The organism is Shewanella sp. (genome assembly GCF_047975355.1).
In the GTDB taxonomy this organism is placed as follows: Bacteria; Pseudomonadota; Gammaproteobacteria; order Enterobacterales; family Shewanellaceae; genus Shewanella.
In genome coordinates this window covers 59,675-78,855 of the sequence record NZ_JBKEDJ010000025.1, presented here as the reverse complement: position 1 = coordinate 78,855, position 19,181 = coordinate 59,675, and the positions used below count along the sequence as shown (strand labels likewise).

Annotated in this window: 20 protein-coding genes; all 20 read right to left on the bottom strand. The window is 47.9% G+C overall.

Annotation, left to right across the window (positions count from 1 at the left end):
* Window positions 1–8: 8 nt before the first annotated feature.
* The gene (locus ACK5NH_RS08805; RefSeq protein WP_416919287.1) at window positions 9–746 is read right to left on the bottom strand and encodes a protein phosphatase CheZ; all 738 of its coding nucleotides are present in this window, start codon (window positions 744–746) and stop codon (window positions 9–11) included.
* 13 nt (window positions 747–759) lie between these two features.
* A complete protein-coding gene (gene cheY, locus ACK5NH_RS08800; RefSeq protein ID WP_007649667.1) occupies window positions 760–1,143 on the bottom strand; it encodes a chemotaxis response regulator CheY in 384 nt (127 codons plus the stop codon).
* 47 nt (window positions 1,144–1,190) lie between these two features.
* Window positions 1,191–1,904, bottom strand: coding sequence for an RNA polymerase sigma factor FliA (locus ACK5NH_RS08795; RefSeq protein WP_109286381.1), 714 nt, complete (start codon window positions 1,902–1,904; stop codon window positions 1,191–1,193).
* Complete coding sequence (locus ACK5NH_RS08790) at window positions 1,897–2,778, bottom strand: MinD/ParA family protein (protein ID WP_011622085.1); 882 nt, start codon at window positions 2,776–2,778, stop codon at window positions 1,897–1,899. Before ACK5NH_RS08790 ends, ACK5NH_RS08795 begins: the two co-directional genes overlap by 8 nt.
* Before the next feature lie 4 nt (window positions 2,779–2,782).
* Window positions 2,783–4,159, bottom strand: coding sequence for a flagellar biosynthesis protein FlhF (flhF, locus tag ACK5NH_RS08785; RefSeq protein WP_416919284.1), 1,377 nt, complete (start codon window positions 4,157–4,159; stop codon window positions 2,783–2,785).
* Between the two features lie 11 nt (window positions 4,160–4,170).
* Window positions 4,171–6,270 carry a flagellar biosynthesis protein FlhA gene (gene flhA / locus ACK5NH_RS08780; RefSeq protein WP_416919282.1) on the bottom strand — a complete coding sequence of 700 codons (2,100 nt, stop codon included), beginning with the start codon at window positions 6,268–6,270 and terminating at the stop codon, window positions 4,171–4,173.
* Window positions 6,271–6,389: 119 nt separating this feature from the next.
* Entirely contained in the window at window positions 6,390–7,520 is a 1,131-nt protein-coding gene (flhB, locus tag ACK5NH_RS08775; RefSeq protein ID WP_416919280.1) for a flagellar biosynthesis protein FlhB, read from the bottom strand.
* 17 nt (window positions 7,521–7,537) lie between these two features.
* Complete coding sequence (gene fliR / locus ACK5NH_RS08770; protein ID WP_416919278.1) at window positions 7,538–8,335, bottom strand: flagellar biosynthetic protein FliR; 798 nt, start codon at window positions 8,333–8,335, stop codon at window positions 7,538–7,540.
* 4 nt (window positions 8,336–8,339) lie between these two features.
* Window positions 8,340–8,609, bottom strand: coding sequence for a flagellar biosynthesis protein FliQ (fliQ, locus tag ACK5NH_RS08765; protein ID WP_011622080.1), 270 nt, complete (start codon window positions 8,607–8,609; stop codon window positions 8,340–8,342).
* A gap of 17 nt (window positions 8,610–8,626) precedes the next feature.
* Window positions 8,627–9,373 carry a flagellar type III secretion system pore protein FliP gene (gene fliP, locus ACK5NH_RS08760; protein ID WP_011622079.1) on the bottom strand — a complete coding sequence of 249 codons (747 nt, stop codon included), beginning with the start codon at window positions 9,371–9,373 and terminating at the stop codon, window positions 8,627–8,629.
* Window positions 9,370–9,777, bottom strand: coding sequence for a flagellar biosynthetic protein FliO (fliO, locus tag ACK5NH_RS08755; RefSeq protein WP_374895449.1), 408 nt, complete (start codon window positions 9,775–9,777; stop codon window positions 9,370–9,372). The genes fliP and fliO overlap by 4 nt, the downstream gene beginning before the upstream one ends.
* Window positions 9,778–9,810: 33 nt before the next feature.
* Entirely contained in the window at window positions 9,811–10,185 is a 375-nt protein-coding gene (fliN, locus tag ACK5NH_RS08750) for a flagellar motor switch protein FliN (protein WP_011716424.1), read from the bottom strand.
* A gap of 12 nt (window positions 10,186–10,197) precedes the next feature.
* Window positions 10,198–11,229 (bottom strand): flagellar motor switch protein FliM, encoded by a 1,032-nt coding sequence (gene fliM / locus ACK5NH_RS08745; RefSeq protein WP_416919274.1) that lies wholly within the window; start codon window positions 11,227–11,229, stop codon window positions 10,198–10,200.
* 40 nt (window positions 11,230–11,269) lie between these two features.
* Window positions 11,270–11,797 (bottom strand): flagellar basal body-associated protein FliL, encoded by a 528-nt coding sequence (gene fliL / locus ACK5NH_RS08740; RefSeq protein WP_416919272.1) that lies wholly within the window; start codon window positions 11,795–11,797, stop codon window positions 11,270–11,272.
* 83 nt (window positions 11,798–11,880) lie between these two features.
* Entirely contained in the window at window positions 11,881–13,584 is a 1,704-nt protein-coding gene (locus ACK5NH_RS08735; protein ID WP_416919270.1) for a flagellar hook-length control protein FliK, read from the bottom strand.
* Window positions 13,585–13,733: 149 nt separating this feature from the next.
* Window positions 13,734–14,177, bottom strand: a complete 444-nt coding sequence (gene fliJ, locus ACK5NH_RS08730) for a flagellar export protein FliJ (RefSeq protein ID WP_416919268.1) — start codon at window positions 14,175–14,177, stop codon at window positions 13,734–13,736.
* Between the two features lie 11 nt (window positions 14,178–14,188).
* Window positions 14,189–15,526 carry a flagellar protein export ATPase FliI gene (fliI, locus tag ACK5NH_RS08725; protein WP_416919267.1) on the bottom strand — a complete coding sequence of 446 codons (1,338 nt, stop codon included), beginning with the start codon at window positions 15,524–15,526 and terminating at the stop codon, window positions 14,189–14,191.
* Window positions 15,495–16,445: a flagellar assembly protein FliH gene (gene fliH / locus ACK5NH_RS08720; RefSeq protein ID WP_416919265.1), complete on the bottom strand. Its 951-nt coding sequence runs from the start codon at window positions 16,443–16,445 to the stop codon at window positions 15,495–15,497. The genes fliI and fliH overlap by 32 nt, the downstream gene beginning before the upstream one ends.
* Window positions 16,432–17,478 (bottom strand): flagellar motor switch protein FliG, encoded by a 1,047-nt coding sequence (fliG, locus tag ACK5NH_RS08715; RefSeq protein ID WP_416919263.1) that lies wholly within the window; start codon window positions 17,476–17,478, stop codon window positions 16,432–16,434. Before fliG ends, fliH begins: the two co-directional genes overlap by 14 nt.
* The gene (fliF, locus tag ACK5NH_RS08710) at window positions 17,471–19,153 is read right to left on the bottom strand and encodes a flagellar basal-body MS-ring/collar protein FliF (RefSeq protein ID WP_416919406.1); all 1,683 of its coding nucleotides are present in this window, start codon (window positions 19,151–19,153) and stop codon (window positions 17,471–17,473) included. The genes fliG and fliF overlap by 8 nt, the downstream gene beginning before the upstream one ends.
* Between the last annotated feature and the right edge of the window lie 28 nt (window positions 19,154–19,181).

The following is a 19,181-nucleotide window of genomic DNA, read 5'->3' as shown; positions in this document are numbered from 1 at the left end:
ACTCCCAGTTAGAAACCCAGACTCGATAGCAGATCATCGACTTCGTCTTGACCGGTAACGACATCTTGACGAAGCTCGGCATTCATTATCGGTCCTTCAGCTTCAATATTATTTTTCTGAGTAATCTGACTCTCAATCATGGGTTGCTCACCGAATACTGTCAGCATAGACACCAGATTACTTTCAACTTCCATCACTAGATCGATCACCCGCCGGATCATCTGTCCAGTCAGGTCCTGAAAATCCTGCGCCATCAAAATTTGGTTGAGCAATTCGCGTAAGCGGTTGGAATCCAATTCACTACGTGACATCAAATGCTGTACATTGTGGCAAAGCACTTTAAAATCGCTCAGGGCGATTTCACGCCGCATCAACTTATCCCAAGATGGCATCACTTGCTGAATATTCGCCGTTAATGCATTTGCGAGCGGCAAGCATTCCTCAACCGCATCCATGGTTTTATTCGCAGCTTGCTCTGTCATGTCGATGACATAACTTAGCCGTTCCTTAGCATCGGGAATTTCGGTATTTGCTAGTTCAACCAAACGATTGTCAACTTGGAAATCCATTAATGCGCTATGAAGTTGTCTCGTCAGTTTACCAACTTCATCAAAGAGCTCCCTTTGGAGTGGAGCCGCGAGTTCCCTAAATAAATCATCTGCTTGAGCTTGTTCATTCGCGCTTAATAATTCAACTAAACGCTGAGCCTTCTCGAGCGTAATGAGCCCTGATGTTTGTGACTTCATAGCTCATCCCTGCTTAAGCGAGTCGTTCAAATATTTTATCTAACTTCTCTTTTAGTGTTGCTGCGGTAAAAGGTTTAACCACATAGCCATTCACTCCAGCTTGTGCGGCAGCAATAATTTGTTCACGTTTTGCTTCAGCGGTAACCATGAGCACGGGTAAATGCTTTAGGGAATCATCGGCTCTAATAGCCTTAAGCAAATCAATACCCTGCATACCTGGCATATTCCAGTCTGTCACGACAAAATCAAAGTCGCCCTTCTGTAACATAGGCAGCGCGGTTGAGCCGTCGTCTGCTTCTTGGGTATTGTTAAATCCCAAGTCTCGCAACAAGTTCTTGATGATACGTCTCATTGTCGAAAAGTCATCAACGATGAGAATCTTCATATTCTTGTCCAAGGTTTCCTCCGGTGAGCTGACATTCTGTGCTCAATAAATAATTATACTTATGTCCAATGCTTGAGTTTGCCTTTGAGTCGCAACATTGCCTGACTTAATATCTGGCTAACTCGCGATTCGCTCACCTCAAGAATGGCGCCAATTTCTTTTAAATTCAATGCTTCATCGTAGTATAACGATAGCACTAGCGCATCTCTTTCGGGCAATAATTTTATCGCCTCTACTAGTGCTGAATGAAACTGGGTTTCTGCTAATGCTTCAAATGTACCATCACTCACATTATCGCTCGAAGTGAGTATATCCTGTGATACGCCTAAGTCTTCTATCCCTATGATTTTACCAACAGAAACATCGTTAAGAATATGATGGTACTCATCGAGCGTCATATCAAGTTTTTCTGCAATTTCTGTGTCGCGTGCATCACGACCCAATACTTGCTCTAACTCATCAATGGCTTGAGCAACTCGACGGTTATTACGATGAACGGAACGGGGAACCCAATCGCCACGACGGATCTCATCCAACATGGCGCCACGGATCCGTATGCCGGCGAAGGTTTCAAACTTTGCACCTTTGCCACCATCAAACTTGGATGAGGCTTCTAATAACCCCATCATCCCCGCTTGAAGCAAGTCATCGAGCTGCACTGAGGCAGGTAATCTGGCGAGCAAGTGATGTGCAATTCTTTTAACCAACGGTGCATACTGTTCAACGATTGACGTTTTACTGTCTAAACAAGTATACGCTGCGGCTTTATTCACTCGTTTTTTCCTCTTGAAAATCTGGTCGCTGAACTAAGCGCTCAACGAAAAACTCCAAATGCCCACCAGGTTGCTGTGGCACTGGCCAGCTCATGATCTTATTCGCTAGGCCATGGTACGCTATCGCAGCTGGAGACTTAGGATAAGCCTCAACTACTAACTTTTGTTTACGCACTGATTTGCGAAGGTTTTCATCAAATGGAATGGTCGCAACCAGTTCAAGTGCCACGTCTAAGAATCTGTCGGTCACTTTACTGAGTTTAGCAAACAATTCCATACCTTCGCGTAAACTGCGCACCATATTAGCAACAATTTTAAAGCGGAAAACACCATGTTCACGGCTAAGAATTTTGATTAATGCATAAGCGTCGGTAATGGATGTCGGCTCGTCACAAACAACAACCAGTACATCCTGTGACGCGCGGGAGAAACTGAGTACCATGTCAGAAATCCCCGCGGCTGTATCCACGATGAGAATATCAAACTGGGTACGCATCTCACTGAACGCACGAATTAAACCTGCATGTTGTGCAGGGCTCAACTCTACCATGCCTTGAGTACCCGAGGTCGCGGGGACAATGCCTATACCCTTAGGACCACGGACAATAATATCATCCAGCTCAGCATCGCCTGAGAGTACATGGGAAAGGTTACGTTCAGCACGGATCCCTAACATGACATCGACGTTTGCCAAGCCTAAGTCGGCATCAAGCACTAAGACACGCTTGCCCTTTTCGGCTAATGCTACTGCGGTATTGATGGACACACTGGTTTTACCCACGCCACCTTTACCACCCGTAACCGCGATTACTTTCACTTTTTCGTTATAGGGTTGATTCATCATACGTAAACCACTTGCTTGATCCAGGGTCATAACTCTACTCAAATGCACAGGTCATATTATCTGACCACGCTGTGTCTGGTAACGATTGTTCTTCAGTGTTTTCTAAGGCCGCTAATGCCTGCTCAGCGAGCAGTAAAGTATCGGCGACTTTCATATCTTCGGGCACTCGCTGCCCATCCGTAACATAACTTAATGGCAACCCACTTTGGATCAACACACTTAATGCGCCCGCTAAAGACACGGATTCATCGAGTTTGGTGAGTACAACACCAGATAAGGGAATGCGTTTAAAGTGATTTACAGCATCTTGCAGCACGCGGCGCTGTCCTGTGGCAGACAGTACCAGATAACTGCGGATAGGTATTCTGCTATTTGCAGTTAAATTATCAAGTTGCTGGTAAAGCCGCATATCTCGTTGACCCATACCCGCGGTATCTATCAATACTAGCTTGCGATTTCTGAACTGATACAGAATTTGCTCTAGCTCAGCAAGGTCATGGGCTTGCTTGACTGGGCAACCCATAATTTTGCCATAGGTGGCCAATTGCTCATAGGCGCCAATACGATAATGATCTGTAGTAATCAAAGCCACTTGGTCTGCACCATGGTGGGCAGCAAAGCGGGCGGCTAATTTGGCTAAGGAAGTGGTTTTACCGACTCCAGTTGGGCCAACCAGCGCCACAACTCCACCTTGCTTAACAATATCATCACCTTGATTATCAAGCATATTGGCGAGACTTTGCGGCAAGGCTCGCACTAATTCTGCAGGGGTATAGTGTTGACTGAGCGCCGCTAATTTGTTCGCCACCGCTGGAGAAAACTCGGCCTCAAGCAGCTTTGATTCCAGCATCGCACCGACTGGGTCGATGCGTTTTTTATGTTCAGTCATCAGCGCAGACACTTGATGAGTGAGTAAATTGCGTAAGGATGCTAACTCATCACGCATCGCTTCGAGATCCGCATTTTGCTTCTGTGATACCTGCGGCTTCTTATCGAAGGCATTTCCCATATCACGGCGCTCAGCTTTTGGCGCCGTGGGTGCCTGTAGTGCTTGTGCCCACGCAGGCAGTTCGGCGTCTTGCTGTTGATGGGTGAGTTGTTGGTTTAAACGGCTTTGTTGCTTCTCGAGCAAGGCTTGGAGAGAGTCCGCTGGCGCCGAGGGTTTTAACTTAGTTTCAGCACGAATCGGCGCTTTAGCACCGAGCGACACTAAGTCATCACTCACATCCATAAAGGTAGGAGCGGCAGCAGGTGCCTTCGCTTTGGGCTCGTCGTAGTCAACGGCGGCCACAATCTCAATGCCGCCATTCACTTTTTTATTAGACATAATCACGGCATCGGAGCCGAGCGTGTCCTTCACTTGGGCCAGTGCAGCACGCATGTCTTTGGCAAAAAAACGTTTAATCTTCACTTATGCGTCCTCTACTGGCCGACGGCAGACACTATGCGTATTTGCTTTTCATCGGGGATTTCTTGGTAAGAAATCACTCTGAGATTAGGAATAGTATATTTAACAAAGCGAGACAGTGTCGCACGTAACATACCTGACGTTAGCAAAATAGCGGGCTGACCAACCATTTCTTGCTTTTGAGCGGCATCCGCTAAGGATTGCTGCATACGCTCTGCAAGACCGGGTTCGATATTTGGACCATCGCCACCGGTTGCCTGCATCGACTGATGCAACATCTGTTCCAACTCTGGCGCCAAAGTTATGACGGGTATTTCAAGCTCAGGACCTGAGATCTCTTGAACTATCATGCGCTTCAATGCGATACGCACCGCCGCCGTTAACACTTCAGTATCGTTACTCTTAGTGCCGTATTCTAACAAAGTTTGCACTATGGTACGCAAGTCTCTGACAGAAACTCCTTCATTTAATAGGTTTTGCATCACTTTTACGACATTTCCGAGCGGCATCACATCAGGAATAAAGCCATCCACCAACTTAGGCGAATGTTTAGCAAGCATATCCATCAGTTGTTGCACTTCTTCGTAGCCTAAGAGTTTCGCCGCGTTATTCGTCAATATTTGGCTGATATGGGTTGCCACCACTGTCGCAGCATCTACTACGGTATAGCCTAAGGTTTGTGCATGTTCACGTAGCTCTGGGGCAATCCACACAGCTTCGAGACCAAAGGCAGGGTCACGCGTCTCGATACCATCGAGCTTACCGTAAACTTGGCCTGGGTTGATGGCAAGTTCGCAGTCATGGCGAATATCCGCCTCACCTACAACGACTCCCATTAACGAGATACGGTAAGCATTAGGTGAAAGATCTAGGTTGTCGCGGATATGCACGGCTGGCACCAAGAAGCCCAGTTCTTGAGAAAGTTTTTTACGCACCCCTTTGATCCGGCTCAGTAATTCACCACCTTGGCCCTTATCAACCAAGGGGATCAAACGGTAACCCACTTCCAGACCGATAGTATCAACATGGTGCACATCGTCCCAGCTAAGTTCCTTAGGCTCTCTTTCGGCTCTTTCTGCTGGGCCCGTTTTGACTTGCTCTAGGGCTTTAGCACGTTTGGCTTCATTACGCTTGAATACAAAATAAGCCGCGCCGCCAGTAATCACGGCAAAGCTTAAAAACGCCATATGCGGCATACCAGGTACAATACCCATCACAAAGAGTACGCCGGCAGCAATCCCTAAGGATTTATGACTGTCAAACATCTGACTCATCAACATCTGGCCCATATCGCCAGACTCATTTTGACGAGTCACCATCAATGCCGCTGCGATTGATAGTAAAAGACCTGGAATTTGCGCGACGAGACCATCACCAATGGTTAACAGCGTATAAATTTCAACGGCTTGGGAGAATGTCAAACCGTGCTGCACAATCCCGATAATAAACCCACCGAGAATGTTGATCACCAAGATCATAATACCAGCAATAGCATCGCCTTTTACAAACTTAGACGCACCGTCCATTGCGCCATAGAAGTCGGCTTCGCGGGTCACCTCGGCGCGTCTGGTTCTGGCTTGATCCTGATTAATAATGCCAGCATTTAAGTCGGCATCGATGGCCATTTGCTTACCGGGCATCGCATCTAAGGTAAAACGAGCACTCACCTCGGCAATACGGCCAGCACCTTTTGTGACAACAGCAAAGTTGATAATAATCAAAATGATAAATACGACTAAACCGACAGCATAGTTACCGCCAATCACCACGGAGCCGAAGGCCTCAATCACCTTACCCGCTGCATCGCCGCCGTTATGACCTTCGAGTAAAACAACACGGGTCGACGCCACGTTAAGCGCGAGTCGCAGCAGTGTCGCAACTAATAAGACAGTCGGAAAGGCAGCAAAATCTAAGGGTCTATCGGTATAAATCGCAACCAAAAGAACAATCAAAGCCAAGGCAATGTTAAAGGAGAATAAAACGTCGAGTAGAAACGGCGGGATAGGTAACACAATCATGGCCAATGCCGCAAGCACTAGCATTGGCGTACCTATGCCCTTGAAAGAGCTCAGTTTCAACTGTTTTACTTGGCCTAGGGAGGCTTTAACATCCATTCACAGATACCTAAACTTTGACGTATAACAGCCTGCAAGCAAAAAGCGCGCCAACCACTAGCACTTCAAGTTGTGGTCTTTGTATCTGTGAACATTCACTTCACTAACCTAACACTTAACTAGTGTTTCAGCTCGTCAGGAATGGGTTGATTAACAGGAATTGGGATAGGTTTACGGCCACGACCTTTTTGGTACTGGCGTAACTGGAACACGTAAGCGAGCACCTGTGCGACCGCGGTAAATAGGCCCTCAGGGATCTGCTGATCAAGCTTAGTGGTGTGATAAATTGCCCGCGCAAGCGGCGGTGCAGAGACGATAGCAATATTATGTGCCCTTGCCACCTCACGAATTTTAAACGCCACTTCGTCCACACCCTTAGCGATTACAAAAGGCGCGGCTGAGCGCTTTACATCGTATTTAATGGCCACCGCATAATGCTCCGGGTTCACCACAATCACATCCGCATTGGGGACTTCAGCCATCATGCGTCGCTGCGCTAATTCACGCTGCATTTGTCGAACTCGACCTTTGACCTCAGGTTTACCCTCGGTATCTTTATATTCGTCTTTAACTTCCTGCTTGGTCATTTTCAGTTGCTTGTTGTGGTTCCAGATCTGGAAGGGCACATCGATCACCACTATCACCAATACTGAGGAACAAAGCAGAATAAACATCCACACCAATAAATCCAAAGCGTGATAAACGTTACCGGGAAGATGATCGGCAGACAGGAGTAAAATATCGTTAAAATAATAAGTTAGAAGAAAATAAGCCGCAATGGCCACCACGGAAAACTTGGCAATCCCTTTGGTTAATTCAACCAAGGCCTGCACACCAAACATCCGCTTAAAGCCTGCAATCGGACTCATTTTGCTGGCCTTGGGCATCATGGCTTGGGTTGAAAAATTCATCCCACCAAGGGATACGTTACCGATAAATGCCACCACCACAATCAGTGACATAATCTTGAGTAGCGGCCAGCCAATCTCGCTCCCCACGACGCCCCATACATTGAACATCTGGTTCGTATCAAAAATTGCTGCGCGGTCCATGGTAAAGACGCGCTCAAACACATTAGAAAGTGCTTTAGCAATCCCAGGGCCAAGCATATAAAACCCTGTCGCTGCCGAGAGTAACACGGTCGCGGTACCTAACTCTTTTGAACGGGCTACCTGCCCCTTTTCTCGCGCCTGTTCGAGGCGCCTCCCGGTGGGTTCCTCGCTGCGTTCGCCGCTACTTTCTTCAGCCATTACGCGTTCCTATCCGGTTAAAGTATGCCATCGACTTGACACTGAAGCCCCAAAATATCGCAAAGCAAAAGCTGTGCCGACGCCCAGACTTCTTCGAAATGAGCCATCACGGGAGTCAAGGTCAACCATAAAATGAGCAGTCCACCAATCATAGTGATTGGAAAACCTATCGAAAAAATGTTGAGTTGCGGCGCGGCGCGGGTCATGACCCCGAAGGATAAATTCACGACCAATAAGGCAATAATTGCCGAAAGCGACATAGTGAGTGCCGCGCCAAACATATAGGAGCCCCATTCCGCCAACGAGCGATAACTTGTCAAGGTTAATCCTTGATTCGAAATAGGTAAGGTCTCAAAACTGGCGACAAGCATGCGGATCATCAACAAATGTCCATCGACGGCGAGAAAAATCAACGTCGCGAGTAATAAAAAGAAGTTACCTATCACTGGCGTTTGTTGGCCAGAACCAGGGTCAACCATAGAGGCAAAACCTAAGCTGGTTTGCATACCAATGATCTGGCCCGTTAACACAAAGGTTTGCATCACCATTTGGGTTACAAAGCCCATGGCGACACCAATAATAATTTGCTGAGCGGTAATAAAAACAGCACTTAAGGAAAAGAGCTCCGCATCCTTAACGGGCGGTAATACTGGTGCAATGGCCAGAGTGATCGCCACCGCTAAGAGTAAACGAACTCGAGTCGGGGTTGTCGTAGCACCAAACACCACCATGACCATCAACATGCTGGTCACACGAAACAATGGCCACATGTAAGAGGCGATGGTTTGCATTAAGGTGTCGAGCAGCAGCTCCATGGACTTAACCCACCACTTGGGGAATACGGTTAACCATTTCGATAAAGAAATCCATAAGAGTTTGCACTAACCAGTGTCCCATGACCATCAAGGCCAGTAAGGTCACTATCAATCGAGGTAAAAAGCTTAAGGTCTGTTCGTTAATTGAGGTAGCGGCTTGGAACACCGCCACAATTAAGCCAATACCCAGCCCTGGCAGCACGATGGCCGAAACCATCATGACAATCACGGCTAAGGCTTCACGGAAAATATCGATTAGGGCTTCTGGCGTCATCGCGAATCTCCGCTCGTCTAACCAAAGCTATTGGCGAGTGTGCCCATCACTAGGCCCCAGCCATCGACAAGCACAAACAGCATGATCTTAAAGGGTAAAGAAACAATCATCGGCGAGAGCATCATCATACCCATGGCCATCAAGATACTGGCCACCACGAGATCAAGCACCAGGAAAGGCACAAACAACATAAAGCCAATTTGGAAGGCGGTTTTAAGTTCGCTGGTGATAAAAGCTGGCACCAACACGCTCATTGGCGCTTCTTCTGGGGAATTAATGTTTTGATACCCCGAGATATCGATAAAGGTTTTCAGATCTGTGGTACGCACTTGACCTAACATAAATGCCCGTAATGGCTCTTTGCCCTTATCGAAGGCCTGCTGCAGCGTGAGCTGCTCATCGATATAAGGCTTGACCCCTTGGTCATAAATTTTGTCGAACACCGGCGCCATAATGAAAAAGGTCATAAACAGGCTCATACCAATCAAAACTTGGTTAGAAGGTGTCTGTTGTAAACCAATGGCTTGGCGCAAAATCGATAGCACCACTATGATGCGGGTAAAGGAGGTCAACATAATGACCATAGCTGGGATAAAGCTCAGCGAGGTCATTAGCAACAGGATTTGCATGGTCACCGAATATTCGGTCGAACCATCGGCGGCAGTTTTTACAGTGACCGCCGGCAATACACCATCGGCCGCGCCCACCGATGCGGCAAACAACAGGGTACTGACCCCAATTAAGGTGAGTATGTACTTCATCATTGTTTTAATTTCGCCTGCCGTAGCTTGTCCGCAAAGGAAGTGGACTCAATTTCGATAGGTTCAGCTAATTTATCAATTAAATTAACTTGTTGCCCGCTAACACCCAACAAATATTGCTGCTCGCCAACCTGAACCAACACCAAACGTTCTTTCTGCCCAAGGGATGTTACCGCAAGAGTTTTCAGCACACTGTGATTAGTTGGTACTAAATTGAATCGCCGCAGCAGGTAAGCTAAGGCGAAGATAAGCAATAACACTAAAATAAGACCGCCGAGCATGCTCGCTGCAGCGGCCATTTGCGAGGGTTCAGCCACTTTCGTTGCTGCCGTAGCACTTTCGTTGGCAACACCAGCAACACTCGCCTGAGTCGCTGCTACTAGACTAAGAATTACCGATGTGCTCATCTCGCTCCTTCAGGCTTTGTGTTTATCGGTTAATTACTTAAGCTTTTTAATCCGCTCGGTTTGACTGATCACATCCGTTAGGCGAATACCAAACTTATCGTTAACCACAACGACTTCGCCATGGGCGATAAGTGTGCCATTGACCATCACATCCAAGGGTTCACCGGCAACTCTATCGAGTTCAACGACTGAACCTTGGTTCAGCTGCAACAGGTTACGAATGCTGATATAACTGCGCCCAACTTCCATCGAAATCGTCACTGGAATATCTAAAATTGTGTCTAGTTTGGCGGCTTCGGCCTTACTAATTGGCTGCGACTCGTCTACAAGCTCGTCAAGATCAATGGCATTAGCTTCTTCCAATGCTTGCTCGGCCATGGCCGCTGCCCAATCATCATCTGTACTCATCTCACTTCACCTTTATAATTCAGATATGTCTCTGGCTTTGCCTTTACGCGTCACTAATTGCAGCTCGGATTTGACCGTTTCAGGGCGTGGGATTTTTTCGTAAATTTTAAGTGCTAGATTATCGCGTGAGCGCCCCATTTTACAGCGATATGTCGGTAAGTCTTCGATTTTCATCATAATGTACTCTGGCAATTCAATAGGAATAATATCCCCAGCCTTAAAGTTCATTACGTCTTTGAGTGTGAGTTCATGCTCAACGACTGTGGCATCAAAGCCGACCTTAACGTCCATAATCTCGTCATGCAATGCCTGTGACCAACGCATGTCCGTGTCTTGCTTATCACTCTGCACACCGGCATCGAGCAGTTCACGGATAGGTTCAATCATCGAATAAGGCATAGTGATGTGGAAGTCACCGCCACCACCATCCACTTCGATATGGAAGGAATTAATGACCACCACTTCGGTAGGACTGACGATGTTCGCCATCGCAGGGTTCACTTCGGAGTCTAAATAATCAAACTCCACGTCCATTACAGGCGCCCAAGCATCTTTGTAGTCTTCGAAGATAATTTTAAGCAACAATTGAACGATGCGGCGTTCGGTAGGGGTAAATTCCCGTCCTTCAATCTTGGCATGGAAACGGCCATCGCCACCAAAAAAGTTGTCCACCAGAATAAACACTAAGCGCGCGTCCATGGTGATTAGCGCCGTACCTTTTAAGGGATGGAAGCGCACCATATTCAGGCTAGTTGGGACGAATAAGGTATGTACGTACTCACCAAACTTGAGCATTTGTACGCCGTTAATCGACACTTCGGCCGCACGACGCATCATGTTGAACATACTGATCCGCAGGTGACGGGCAAAACGCTCATTCACAATTTCGAGCGTGGGCATACGGCCACGCACAATACGGTCTTGGGAGGAAAAGTCGTAGGAGCGAGCTTCCAGCCCCGCGGCATCAAGCTCATTATCCTCTTCGACGTCATCGACTCCGTGTAAGAGCGCATCAATTTCGTCTTGGCTTAATAAATCACTCACAGTATTGTCTTCGCCTCTTTAAAGTGCTGAAGATAAAAGGTCATTGCATTACAAAACCGGTGAAGAGTACTTTCTCAACCACTTTACGTCCGGTCACTGATTGCAAGGTATTTTGTACACTCAGCAAGGCTAATTGCCGTAATTCATCCTTACCCGCCTGAGTACTCAGTTTTTGTACATCGGCGCCGCTAAAGGTGGTTAACAGCGCATCCTCAATCAACGGAATGTGCTTTTGGGTCAATACATCATCGTCTTGGCCTCTGACCATTAGTTGCACTTTTATTTCAACGAGACGAGCACGATCTGGCCCAGGGAGATTAAATAAAAACGGACGAGGCATAGGCACATAGGCCGCCATTGCTGCTTCCGCGGCAGGCGTTGCAGTCTCCGTTGGTGCGGCACCTTCGGCCGCGACTTCAGGAGCCTCATCACTACTGCCGAGGAAAAACCACAAAGCGCCACCTATTAGCAGGGCTGCAAACACGCCCGCGCCGACAAAAATAAATAACTTCTTCTTACTCTTTGGCGCTTCGGTGCTTTCAAGTTCTAATGATTCTTCCTTGGCCATTTTCTGTACTCTTTAATTGGCTAAATTCGGGAATGGGATCAGGGCTTGGCGCATAATCCGCTTTATCACTATAGGTTACCTTCTTAAGCGTAATAATCTATACCTGAATTTAAACTAGTTGCTTGATTTAAACCTAAATCTAGCTCTTCTGCCGAGAAATCATCCACATTTACACCGCTCGACCCGCCAGCTTCACCAAATTCCCCCTCACGGCGCTGACCTTGGTCACCTTGGGAGACATGACTGTCGGCCAGTTGCAAACCTTGTTCCTGTAATAATTCACGTAAACGCGGAATCGCTTGTTCTACCACATCACGGGTCTGTGATTGCGTCACATGGAACTGCACTTGAGTCTGGTCGCCATGCACTTGGACTTTAACTAACATATGCCCCAGTTCTGGCGGATCTAAACGAATTTCCGCCTGCTGGATCCCTTGGCTTACCATAGTCACCAGTTGCTGTTTCATCACGGGCGAAAAGCGCTGGATCATTTCCTGCATTTGGTTTTGAGTCTCAACACCTTGACGTAAGGAAAGCTGTATTTGAGGAGTATCCGGGCGATGCATCGCCTGCGCAGCCAAAGAATGCACTGAAGAAGATACAGGTTTGAAATCCACTGGTTTGAACTCGCTCCCCGCCTCTTCACTACCATAACTAAAAGAAGAGATACGGCTATCTTGCTGCGCATCGAGAGTAACCGCTAACTTAGCGTCTTTTAACAATAAACCAGCAGAGATTTCGGAGCGGGATGGGTTGTCGGTTGCAAGGCTGGGATCAATAGTTACCGCCCCTAACGTATTAGTACCTAAGGTATTAAGATCTTTAGTATTCGCGGCAGTTGTTGTATTTATTGATGCTTGATTATCAACGGCTTGGAACGTCATGGTTTGAGGTGCAATGGCTTTATCCACAGCATGCGTCGACAGATTAATTGTCTTACCACTCAGTTCCATCTCCTTTGTGCCGAATTCTTTTGTACCAAGCTCTTTCGCACCTAAGATAGATTCACCTTCTATGGGTAAAATATTATTTTCGGGCGGTTTAACAAATTTTTCAGTCCGCAGACCAGTGAGTAAGGATGCATCATCAATCGTCAGCGAATCATCGACAGAGGCGCCTTGAGTATCTGAATCTTCAACTGCCGCAGCCGCAACAATCTGTGCATCGACATCCGCAGGAAGCTGTTGCTCCACACTTTCATCAGCAGCTTTCTGTTGTGAAGCTTGCTGTTGGGAGAGCAGTGTCACAATTTTTGCGGCACTTTGTCCGGCTTGAGTTTGAGCTAACGGTTCTGTTTCTCCCGACTCAGCACCAGCATCAAGCTTTGTATTGCTAAGGCTCGTTGTATTTGACGAAGCAAACTGAGCCAGTTCATCGGAAAAGGTGCCAACCACAGTAGGGTCTTCTGTTTGAGAAAGCTCATCGGCCAATACGGAAGAGGATGCAGAGTCAGCGTCTTCAGTTGCCGCAATATCCGCTGCAAGCGGCAAAGCTTCGCCCGTTGCAGCCGCTTTTTTCATCTCATTTGCCATACCTATCTGGGCAAAAATCAAGTTGATATCGGCGTCATCGTCGCCATTGGTTTCATCAGCGCTCGTTTCCACTTTCGCCGATTTAGCGGACGACTCTTGTACAACTGTGGCTTTAGTCGAGGGGGAGGACATGGAGGTGACTGAAGCCAACGCAGCAGAAAAGTCTTCACTATTAGCATCTTGAGTCAATGCTTTACTTGAGCCAGCGCTATTTTTTGCGCTTGACGCTAATAGGATATTGTTAATTTGTTGCATATCAGCTCCTAAACATTCGCCCTTGGAACTAAAAGCGAGAGGGAAAACGTCAATTTATGCGGCTTAGGCTATATTTGATATAAAGCAAGCAAATAAAGTGCCAACAAATAGGAATGACTAACTCAAGCAACAACAGCGAGATAGGATGATTATTTCTTACGACGAAAAAACTGTTGTGAGGCAAATTCATCAGTCATCTTTTGCTCTTTCTTCAACTCAACGGCTTGACGTTTCTTCTCTTTATTCTCTAAGAGCAATTCAACCGCCTTACGTTTTTTTTGTTTCTCGAGCCAATACTGCTGACGGTAGTTTTTTTGCTTCTCACCATCGGCGACCACACGATTTTGCTGAGCAATGGCCTCATCGATTTGCCGGATAAAACGGTGAAATTGGTGGTAATGGCTGGCGCTGATGGCCTGTCCCTGCTGAGACTGCATCTGTTTCATATAGTCCAGACGATAGTTGTTGAGTGCATCCAACTGATTTTGACGCTTTTGACACTCTAATTGCGCCGATTTTAGCAACAGCGCGGCCTGCTCCTCTGCATCGAGGGCTAATTTTAATACCAGTAAAAGGGGATCGGCATTCGCCATAACAGTCTCGATTATTTACATTGCGCCGCGAGTTGTCCAAGCATGACTTGGCTATCGGCAAAACTAAAGGCATCACGCATGGTCTGCCTTAAGAAGGCGTTCATTGCAGGTTGCAGACGTATCGCGTTATCGATTCGAGGATCGCTACCTTGGGCATAAGCGCCAATCGAAATCAGATCCTTATTCTGTTGATAGAGTGAATAGGTCTGCTTGACGCGGCGCATGGCTTCTAAGTGTTCGTTCGAAATCACCATAGGTGCCACACGGCTAATGGAAGCCTCAATATCAATGGCGGGATAGTGTCCAGAATCTGCAAGCGAGCGTGAGAGCACGATATGGCCGTCGAGGATCGCTCGGGAAGCATCGGCAATCGGATCCTGTTGATCGTCGCCCTCAGTCAGTACGGTATAAAATGCGGTGATGGAACCTTGCCCTGGGCCGCCATTGCCCGCCCGTTCGACCAGACGCGGCAATTTCGCAAATACCGAAGGTGGATAACCTTTAGTGGCCGGCGGCTCACCTACGGCTAGGGCAATCTCCCGCTGCGCTTGGGCGTAACGAGTCAAGCTATCCATTAATAACAATACGTTATAGCCTAAATCCCGAAAATACTCAGCGATACGCGTAGAAGTTTCACAGGCGCGCAGACGCATCAAGGGTGAGGTATCGGCGGGCGCCGCCACCACAACGGAGCGTGCTCTGCCCTTTTCCCCGAGGATTTCTTCAATAAATTCTTTTACTTCGCGGCCACGTTCACCCACCAGCCCCACCACAATAATGTCAGCAGTCGTGCCACGAGTCATCATACCTAACAGCACACTCTTACCTACACCTGAGCCCGCAAACAAGCCCATACGTTGGCCCTTACCAACGGTCAACATGGCATTGATGGCACGAACGCCCACATCGAGCGGTTCGGTGATCGCACGGCGAGAAAGCGGATTGATAGCAGAGCTATGACGCGGCGCCTGCTGCTCCGTTGATAATGCGCCAAGACCATCTAAAGGCACACCATTACCATCGAGCACACGCCCTAACAGGGATAAGCCCACACTGAGCCCCGCCTGCTCGCCAAGGGGAATCACCCTTGCGCCGGGTAACACGCCACGCAATTCTTCAATTGGCATCAGATACAGAAGTTCATCATCGAAACCGACAACTTCTGCAATCAGCTCTCCCGCCATGGTTTCGATGGAGCACAGGCTGCCCACGGGCGCGCGACAACCACTAGCCTCTAAAGTTAAACCAACGACACGCACCAATTGACCACTGGCGATAGCTCGAAACGGCGGGACTTTGTCTATGCAGTGATTTAGTTTATTCAGCAGTTGATGGCGGCGATTTTGCATCTTGCTCTCCATCATCTTGAGACAGGTGACTCTGTGCTTCGTCACCAAGCTCGGTTGTCGAGGCAACTTTTGTTGCGTTTTCCTCATCGAGGACTGCTTGGCGCTGTTGTTGCTGATGACCTAAATGGGACTGTTGATTTCGTAATGACTCAAATACAGCATCGATGCGCGAGGACAGGGTTAAATCCACCAACGAACGTTGGCTGCTGATAATACAATCCCCCGCATTTAAGCTAGGATCTGCCTCTAATTGCCATTGGTTACGGTTCAATTGGGTACTGGTATATAACTGTTCCACCAAGGCGACATCATCGGGGTGCAGGCGAATACTGACGCTTTGCTCCTTGATTGGCAGCGATTCAACGCCTAAACGCAGCGCAGATAAGATTTGCTCTGGATGGGTTTTGAGTTCATGACCAATCACAGATTTAGCTAACGTCATAGTGAGCGTCATTAATGAATGCTCAATATCGCCATCGAGTAATTGCAATGGCTTTTCAAACTGACTTAACAGCCCTTCAAAACGCGTGACCAAAGCCTTTGCCTCGGCAAGCCCGGCTTCGAGCCCCTGCTCATGCCCTTGTGCCAGCCCTTCTGTATGACCTTGCTCTAAGCCCTCGAGCCTACCTTGCTCTAACCCTTCGGCATAACCTTGGGTTTTGCCTTCGTTAAAGCCTTCTTCTTCGGCTTGAGCACGAATATCTTCAATTTCTGCCATCGTCGGCGGCGCGATGGTTTCTGCGACCACAGCCTTAGGCGCATGCTGCTGAGCAGAATAACCAAACAGGTTAGAAATACTCGCCTCTTCGGTTTCTGTCACATCGGGTAATTGCCAATGGCTGAACTCAATCTCTGAGTCGCTCACCACCCGATGGGACAGTTTATTGTCGCTGTTGTCACTCCGATTAGAGGAACTCATCGCCGCCACCGCCGCCTAACATGATTTCACCGCTGTCACTTAAACGACGTGCAATTGACAGAATTTCTTTTTGAGCGATTTCCACTTCACTAATCCGGATCGGGCCCATGGCTTCTAAATCGTCACGCAGCAATTCGGCGGCCCGTTTTGACATATTGCCCAAAATTTTGTCTTTGAGCTGATCGTCGGTACCTTTGAGTGCCTTCATCAATACATCCTGCTGCACTTCACGCAGCAAGGTTTGAATACCGCGGTCGTCCACATCGATAAGGTTTTCGAATACGAACATTAAGTCTTGGATCTGCTGCGCCATTTCCTCGTCGGTTTCGCGCATGGTTTCCATCAACTGGCTTTCGATACCTGTATCGAGGTAGTTCATGATATTGGCAGCCGCTTTTAGGCCGCCCATTTTCGCCGCTTGCGCGCCACCTTGGCCTGCGAATTGTTTCTCCATGATGTCGTTTAACTCCTGCAATGCCGCAGGTTGCACTTCTTCAAGGTTAGCAATACGCATCATTAAGTCTAAACGGGTATTCTCAGGGAATTGGCCGAAAATTTCCGCCGCTTGATCAGGCTCTAAATACGATAAAACAATGGTTTGGATCTGTGGATGTTCGTTTTGAATGATAGTTGCCACTTGGCGGGCATCCATCCATTTAAGTGAATCCAAGCCCTTGGCGCCGCTGCCCATGATAATTTGTTCAATCAAATTACCAGCTTTGTCTTCACCTAGGGCCGCCGTTAACGCCTTACGGACGAACTCTTCGCTGTTAAAGCCAATAGAAGAATACTTTTGAATATCGTCGAGAAATAGCTTGTGCACCCCGATGACTTTTTCCTGGCCAAAGTCTTCCATGGCCGCCATCGCCATACCGACCTTTTGCACTTGTTTAGGTTCTAAGTGCTTTAAAATGGAGGCGGCATCGGCTTCACTCAAACTTAACAGTAAAATTGCCGTTTTTTCGATACCACTGAGATCCTTAATATTGAAACTTGAGGTTTCAGCGGCGTCTTTTGATTTATTCTCAGCCATTGTCTTGTAACCAGTTTTTCACGACTTGGGTTGAAAGCTCGGGCTCATTGGCCACAAGCGCACGGATAGCTTTAATCATATCATCATCTTTATGCAGATTAGGGATAAGAATTGAGCCATCGTCGGCATAACTATACTCTGCTTCTTTGGTATTGAGCATCCCTAAGGTGTCGGCGGCATATTGGTCTTCAATCTCGGCCAACTCATTACCCAGTCTTGAATCCTCAGGCATGTTCACATTATCTGGGTAGATTAAGCGTTTCAGCATTGGACGAACCACGGCGAGGATCAGCACTAAGATCACTAAGGCACCAACACCTAATTTGACCGCACGCCAGAACCAAGGTTGCTCCCAAAGCTCAGGTGCTGGTACATCTTCAACCAATTGATCCATAAAGGGAACAGTCACCACTTCCAGCACATCACCACGTTGCGCGCTAAAACCTACCGCACCTTCTAATAAACGGCGAATATTGGTTAGCTCTTGCTCGGTACGGGCAACGCGGGCAACTTGGCCATTTTCACCTGCTGCCCCCGGTTTAAAGTCCACCGCAACCGACACACTCACGCGGCGCACTACGCCAATTTGCTGACGGGTATGGCTGATGGTGGTGTCTAATTCAAAATTGCGAGTCGCTTCGCGGTGCGAGTTACCTGCAGTCACGCTTTCAGTCGCTGTGGTCGTATCCTGTGGAATATCAGATTCCATTGGGGGTTGATTCGATAATGCGCCAGGAATACCACCAGTTGAACCGCCAGTTGAATTATTCTCAACCGTCATTTCGCTGCGTAGCGACGGTAAGTCAGGATTGAAGCGTTTAGCGGTTTGCTCGACCGCAGTGAAATCCATGCTCACATCCACTTGGGAGGTGAAATTATCGGGCCCGAGAATAGGCGATAGAATTGAGTCAATTTTAGTACGGTATTCGGCTTCTTTCTGTTGGACTAACTCAAGCTCACGGCGCGCTCTTGCAGATACACCATCTTGGCTACCGGAATTGAGTAAACGGCCATTAGAGTCCGTCACTGTCACGCGGGAAGGCTCTAAACCCTGTACGGCAGAGGCGACGATATCCACAATGGCATCGACCTCTCCTTGACCTAAACCGCCACGGCGAGTGTTGATCACAACGGTCGCGCTCGGCTGTGCGGTATTGCGGGCAAATACGTTTTCTTTTGGTAGGGCTAAAATCACTTTGGCGCGGCTAACACTTTGTAACTGTTCAATCGCGCGGGCGAGGTTTTCTTCTTGGCTATGCTTGAGGCGAGCCTGTTCCATTCTTTGGCTCACGCCAAAACCACTATCTTGAGTGAGGAAATCTTTGCTAGAAGCAGCACCATCGATGCCCGCACGGCTAAGCATCATTTTAACTTCTTGATATTTATCCTCAGGCACCTTCACGACGTCGACATCGATTTGATACTTAATTTTATTCTTATCAAGCACATCGAGTACCTGAACCATTTCCTGAGTTTCCATTTTACCTAATGGACGATACTCAGGCTCCTGAGCCCAGATCATGACAAACACGGCTAACGCCAAACAAATGGCGAGGGCTAAAATCATGGTGATTTGACGCATCATATCGACGCCACCGAGACTCCCCAGCACGCCGGATTTATTTTCCTGTTGGACCCCTTGGTCCACTGCGCCGGCGTTTGATCCGACGATCATTTCTGTGCTCACGATTCGTACCTGCTAA

Excerpts from the sequence above, each read along its gene's own strand:
- fliJ (WP_416919268.1), bottom strand. The coding sequence starts at position 14,177 with ATGGCGAATGCCGATCCCCTTTTACTGGTATTAAAATTAGCCCTCGAT.
- fliP (WP_011622079.1), bottom strand. The coding sequence starts at position 9,373 with ATGATGAAGTACATACTCACCTTAATTGGGGTCAGTACCCTGTTGTTT.
- flhB (WP_416919280.1), bottom strand. The coding sequence starts at position 7,520 with ATGGCTGAAGAAAGTAGCGGCGAACGCAGCGAGGAACCCACCGGGAGG.
- fliR (WP_416919278.1), bottom strand. The coding sequence starts at position 8,335 with ATGGAGCTGCTGCTCGACACCTTAATGCAAACCATCGCCTCTTACATG.
- flhA (WP_416919282.1), bottom strand. The coding sequence starts at position 6,270 with ATGGATGTTAAAGCCTCCCTAGGCCAAGTAAAACAGTTGAAACTGAGC.
- ACK5NH_RS08790 (WP_011622085.1), bottom strand. The coding sequence starts at position 2,778 with ATGACCCTGGATCAAGCAAGTGGTTTACGTATGATGAATCAACCCTAT.
- fliQ (WP_011622080.1), bottom strand. The coding sequence starts at position 8,609 with ATGACGCCAGAAGCCCTAATCGATATTTTCCGTGAAGCCTTAGCCGTG.
- ACK5NH_RS08805 (WP_416919287.1), bottom strand. The coding sequence starts at position 746 with ATGAAGTCACAAACATCAGGGCTCATTACGCTCGAGAAGGCTCAGCGT.
- fliI (WP_416919267.1), bottom strand. The coding sequence starts at position 15,526 with ATGCAAAATCGCCGCCATCAACTGCTGAATAAACTAAATCACTGCATA.
- fliL (WP_416919272.1), bottom strand. The coding sequence starts at position 11,797 with ATGGCCAAGGAAGAATCATTAGAACTTGAAAGCACCGAAGCGCCAAAG.
- fliN (WP_011716424.1), bottom strand. The coding sequence starts at position 10,185 with ATGAGTACAGATGATGATTGGGCAGCGGCCATGGCCGAGCAAGCATTG.
- fliO (WP_374895449.1), bottom strand. The coding sequence starts at position 9,777 with ATGAGCACATCGGTAATTCTTAGTCTAGTAGCAGCGACTCAGGCGAGT.
- fliH (WP_416919265.1), bottom strand. The coding sequence starts at position 16,445 with ATGAGTTCCTCTAATCGGAGTGACAACAGCGACAATAAACTGTCCCAT.
- ACK5NH_RS08735 (WP_416919270.1), bottom strand. The coding sequence starts at position 13,584 with ATGCAACAAATTAACAATATCCTATTAGCGTCAAGCGCAAAAAATAGC.
- fliF (WP_416919406.1), bottom strand. The coding sequence starts at position 19,153 with ATGATCGTCGGATCAAACGCCGGCGCAGTGGACCAAGGGGTCCAACAG.
- fliG (WP_416919263.1), bottom strand. The coding sequence starts at position 17,478 with ATGGCTGAGAATAAATCAAAAGACGCCGCTGAAACCTCAAGTTTCAAT.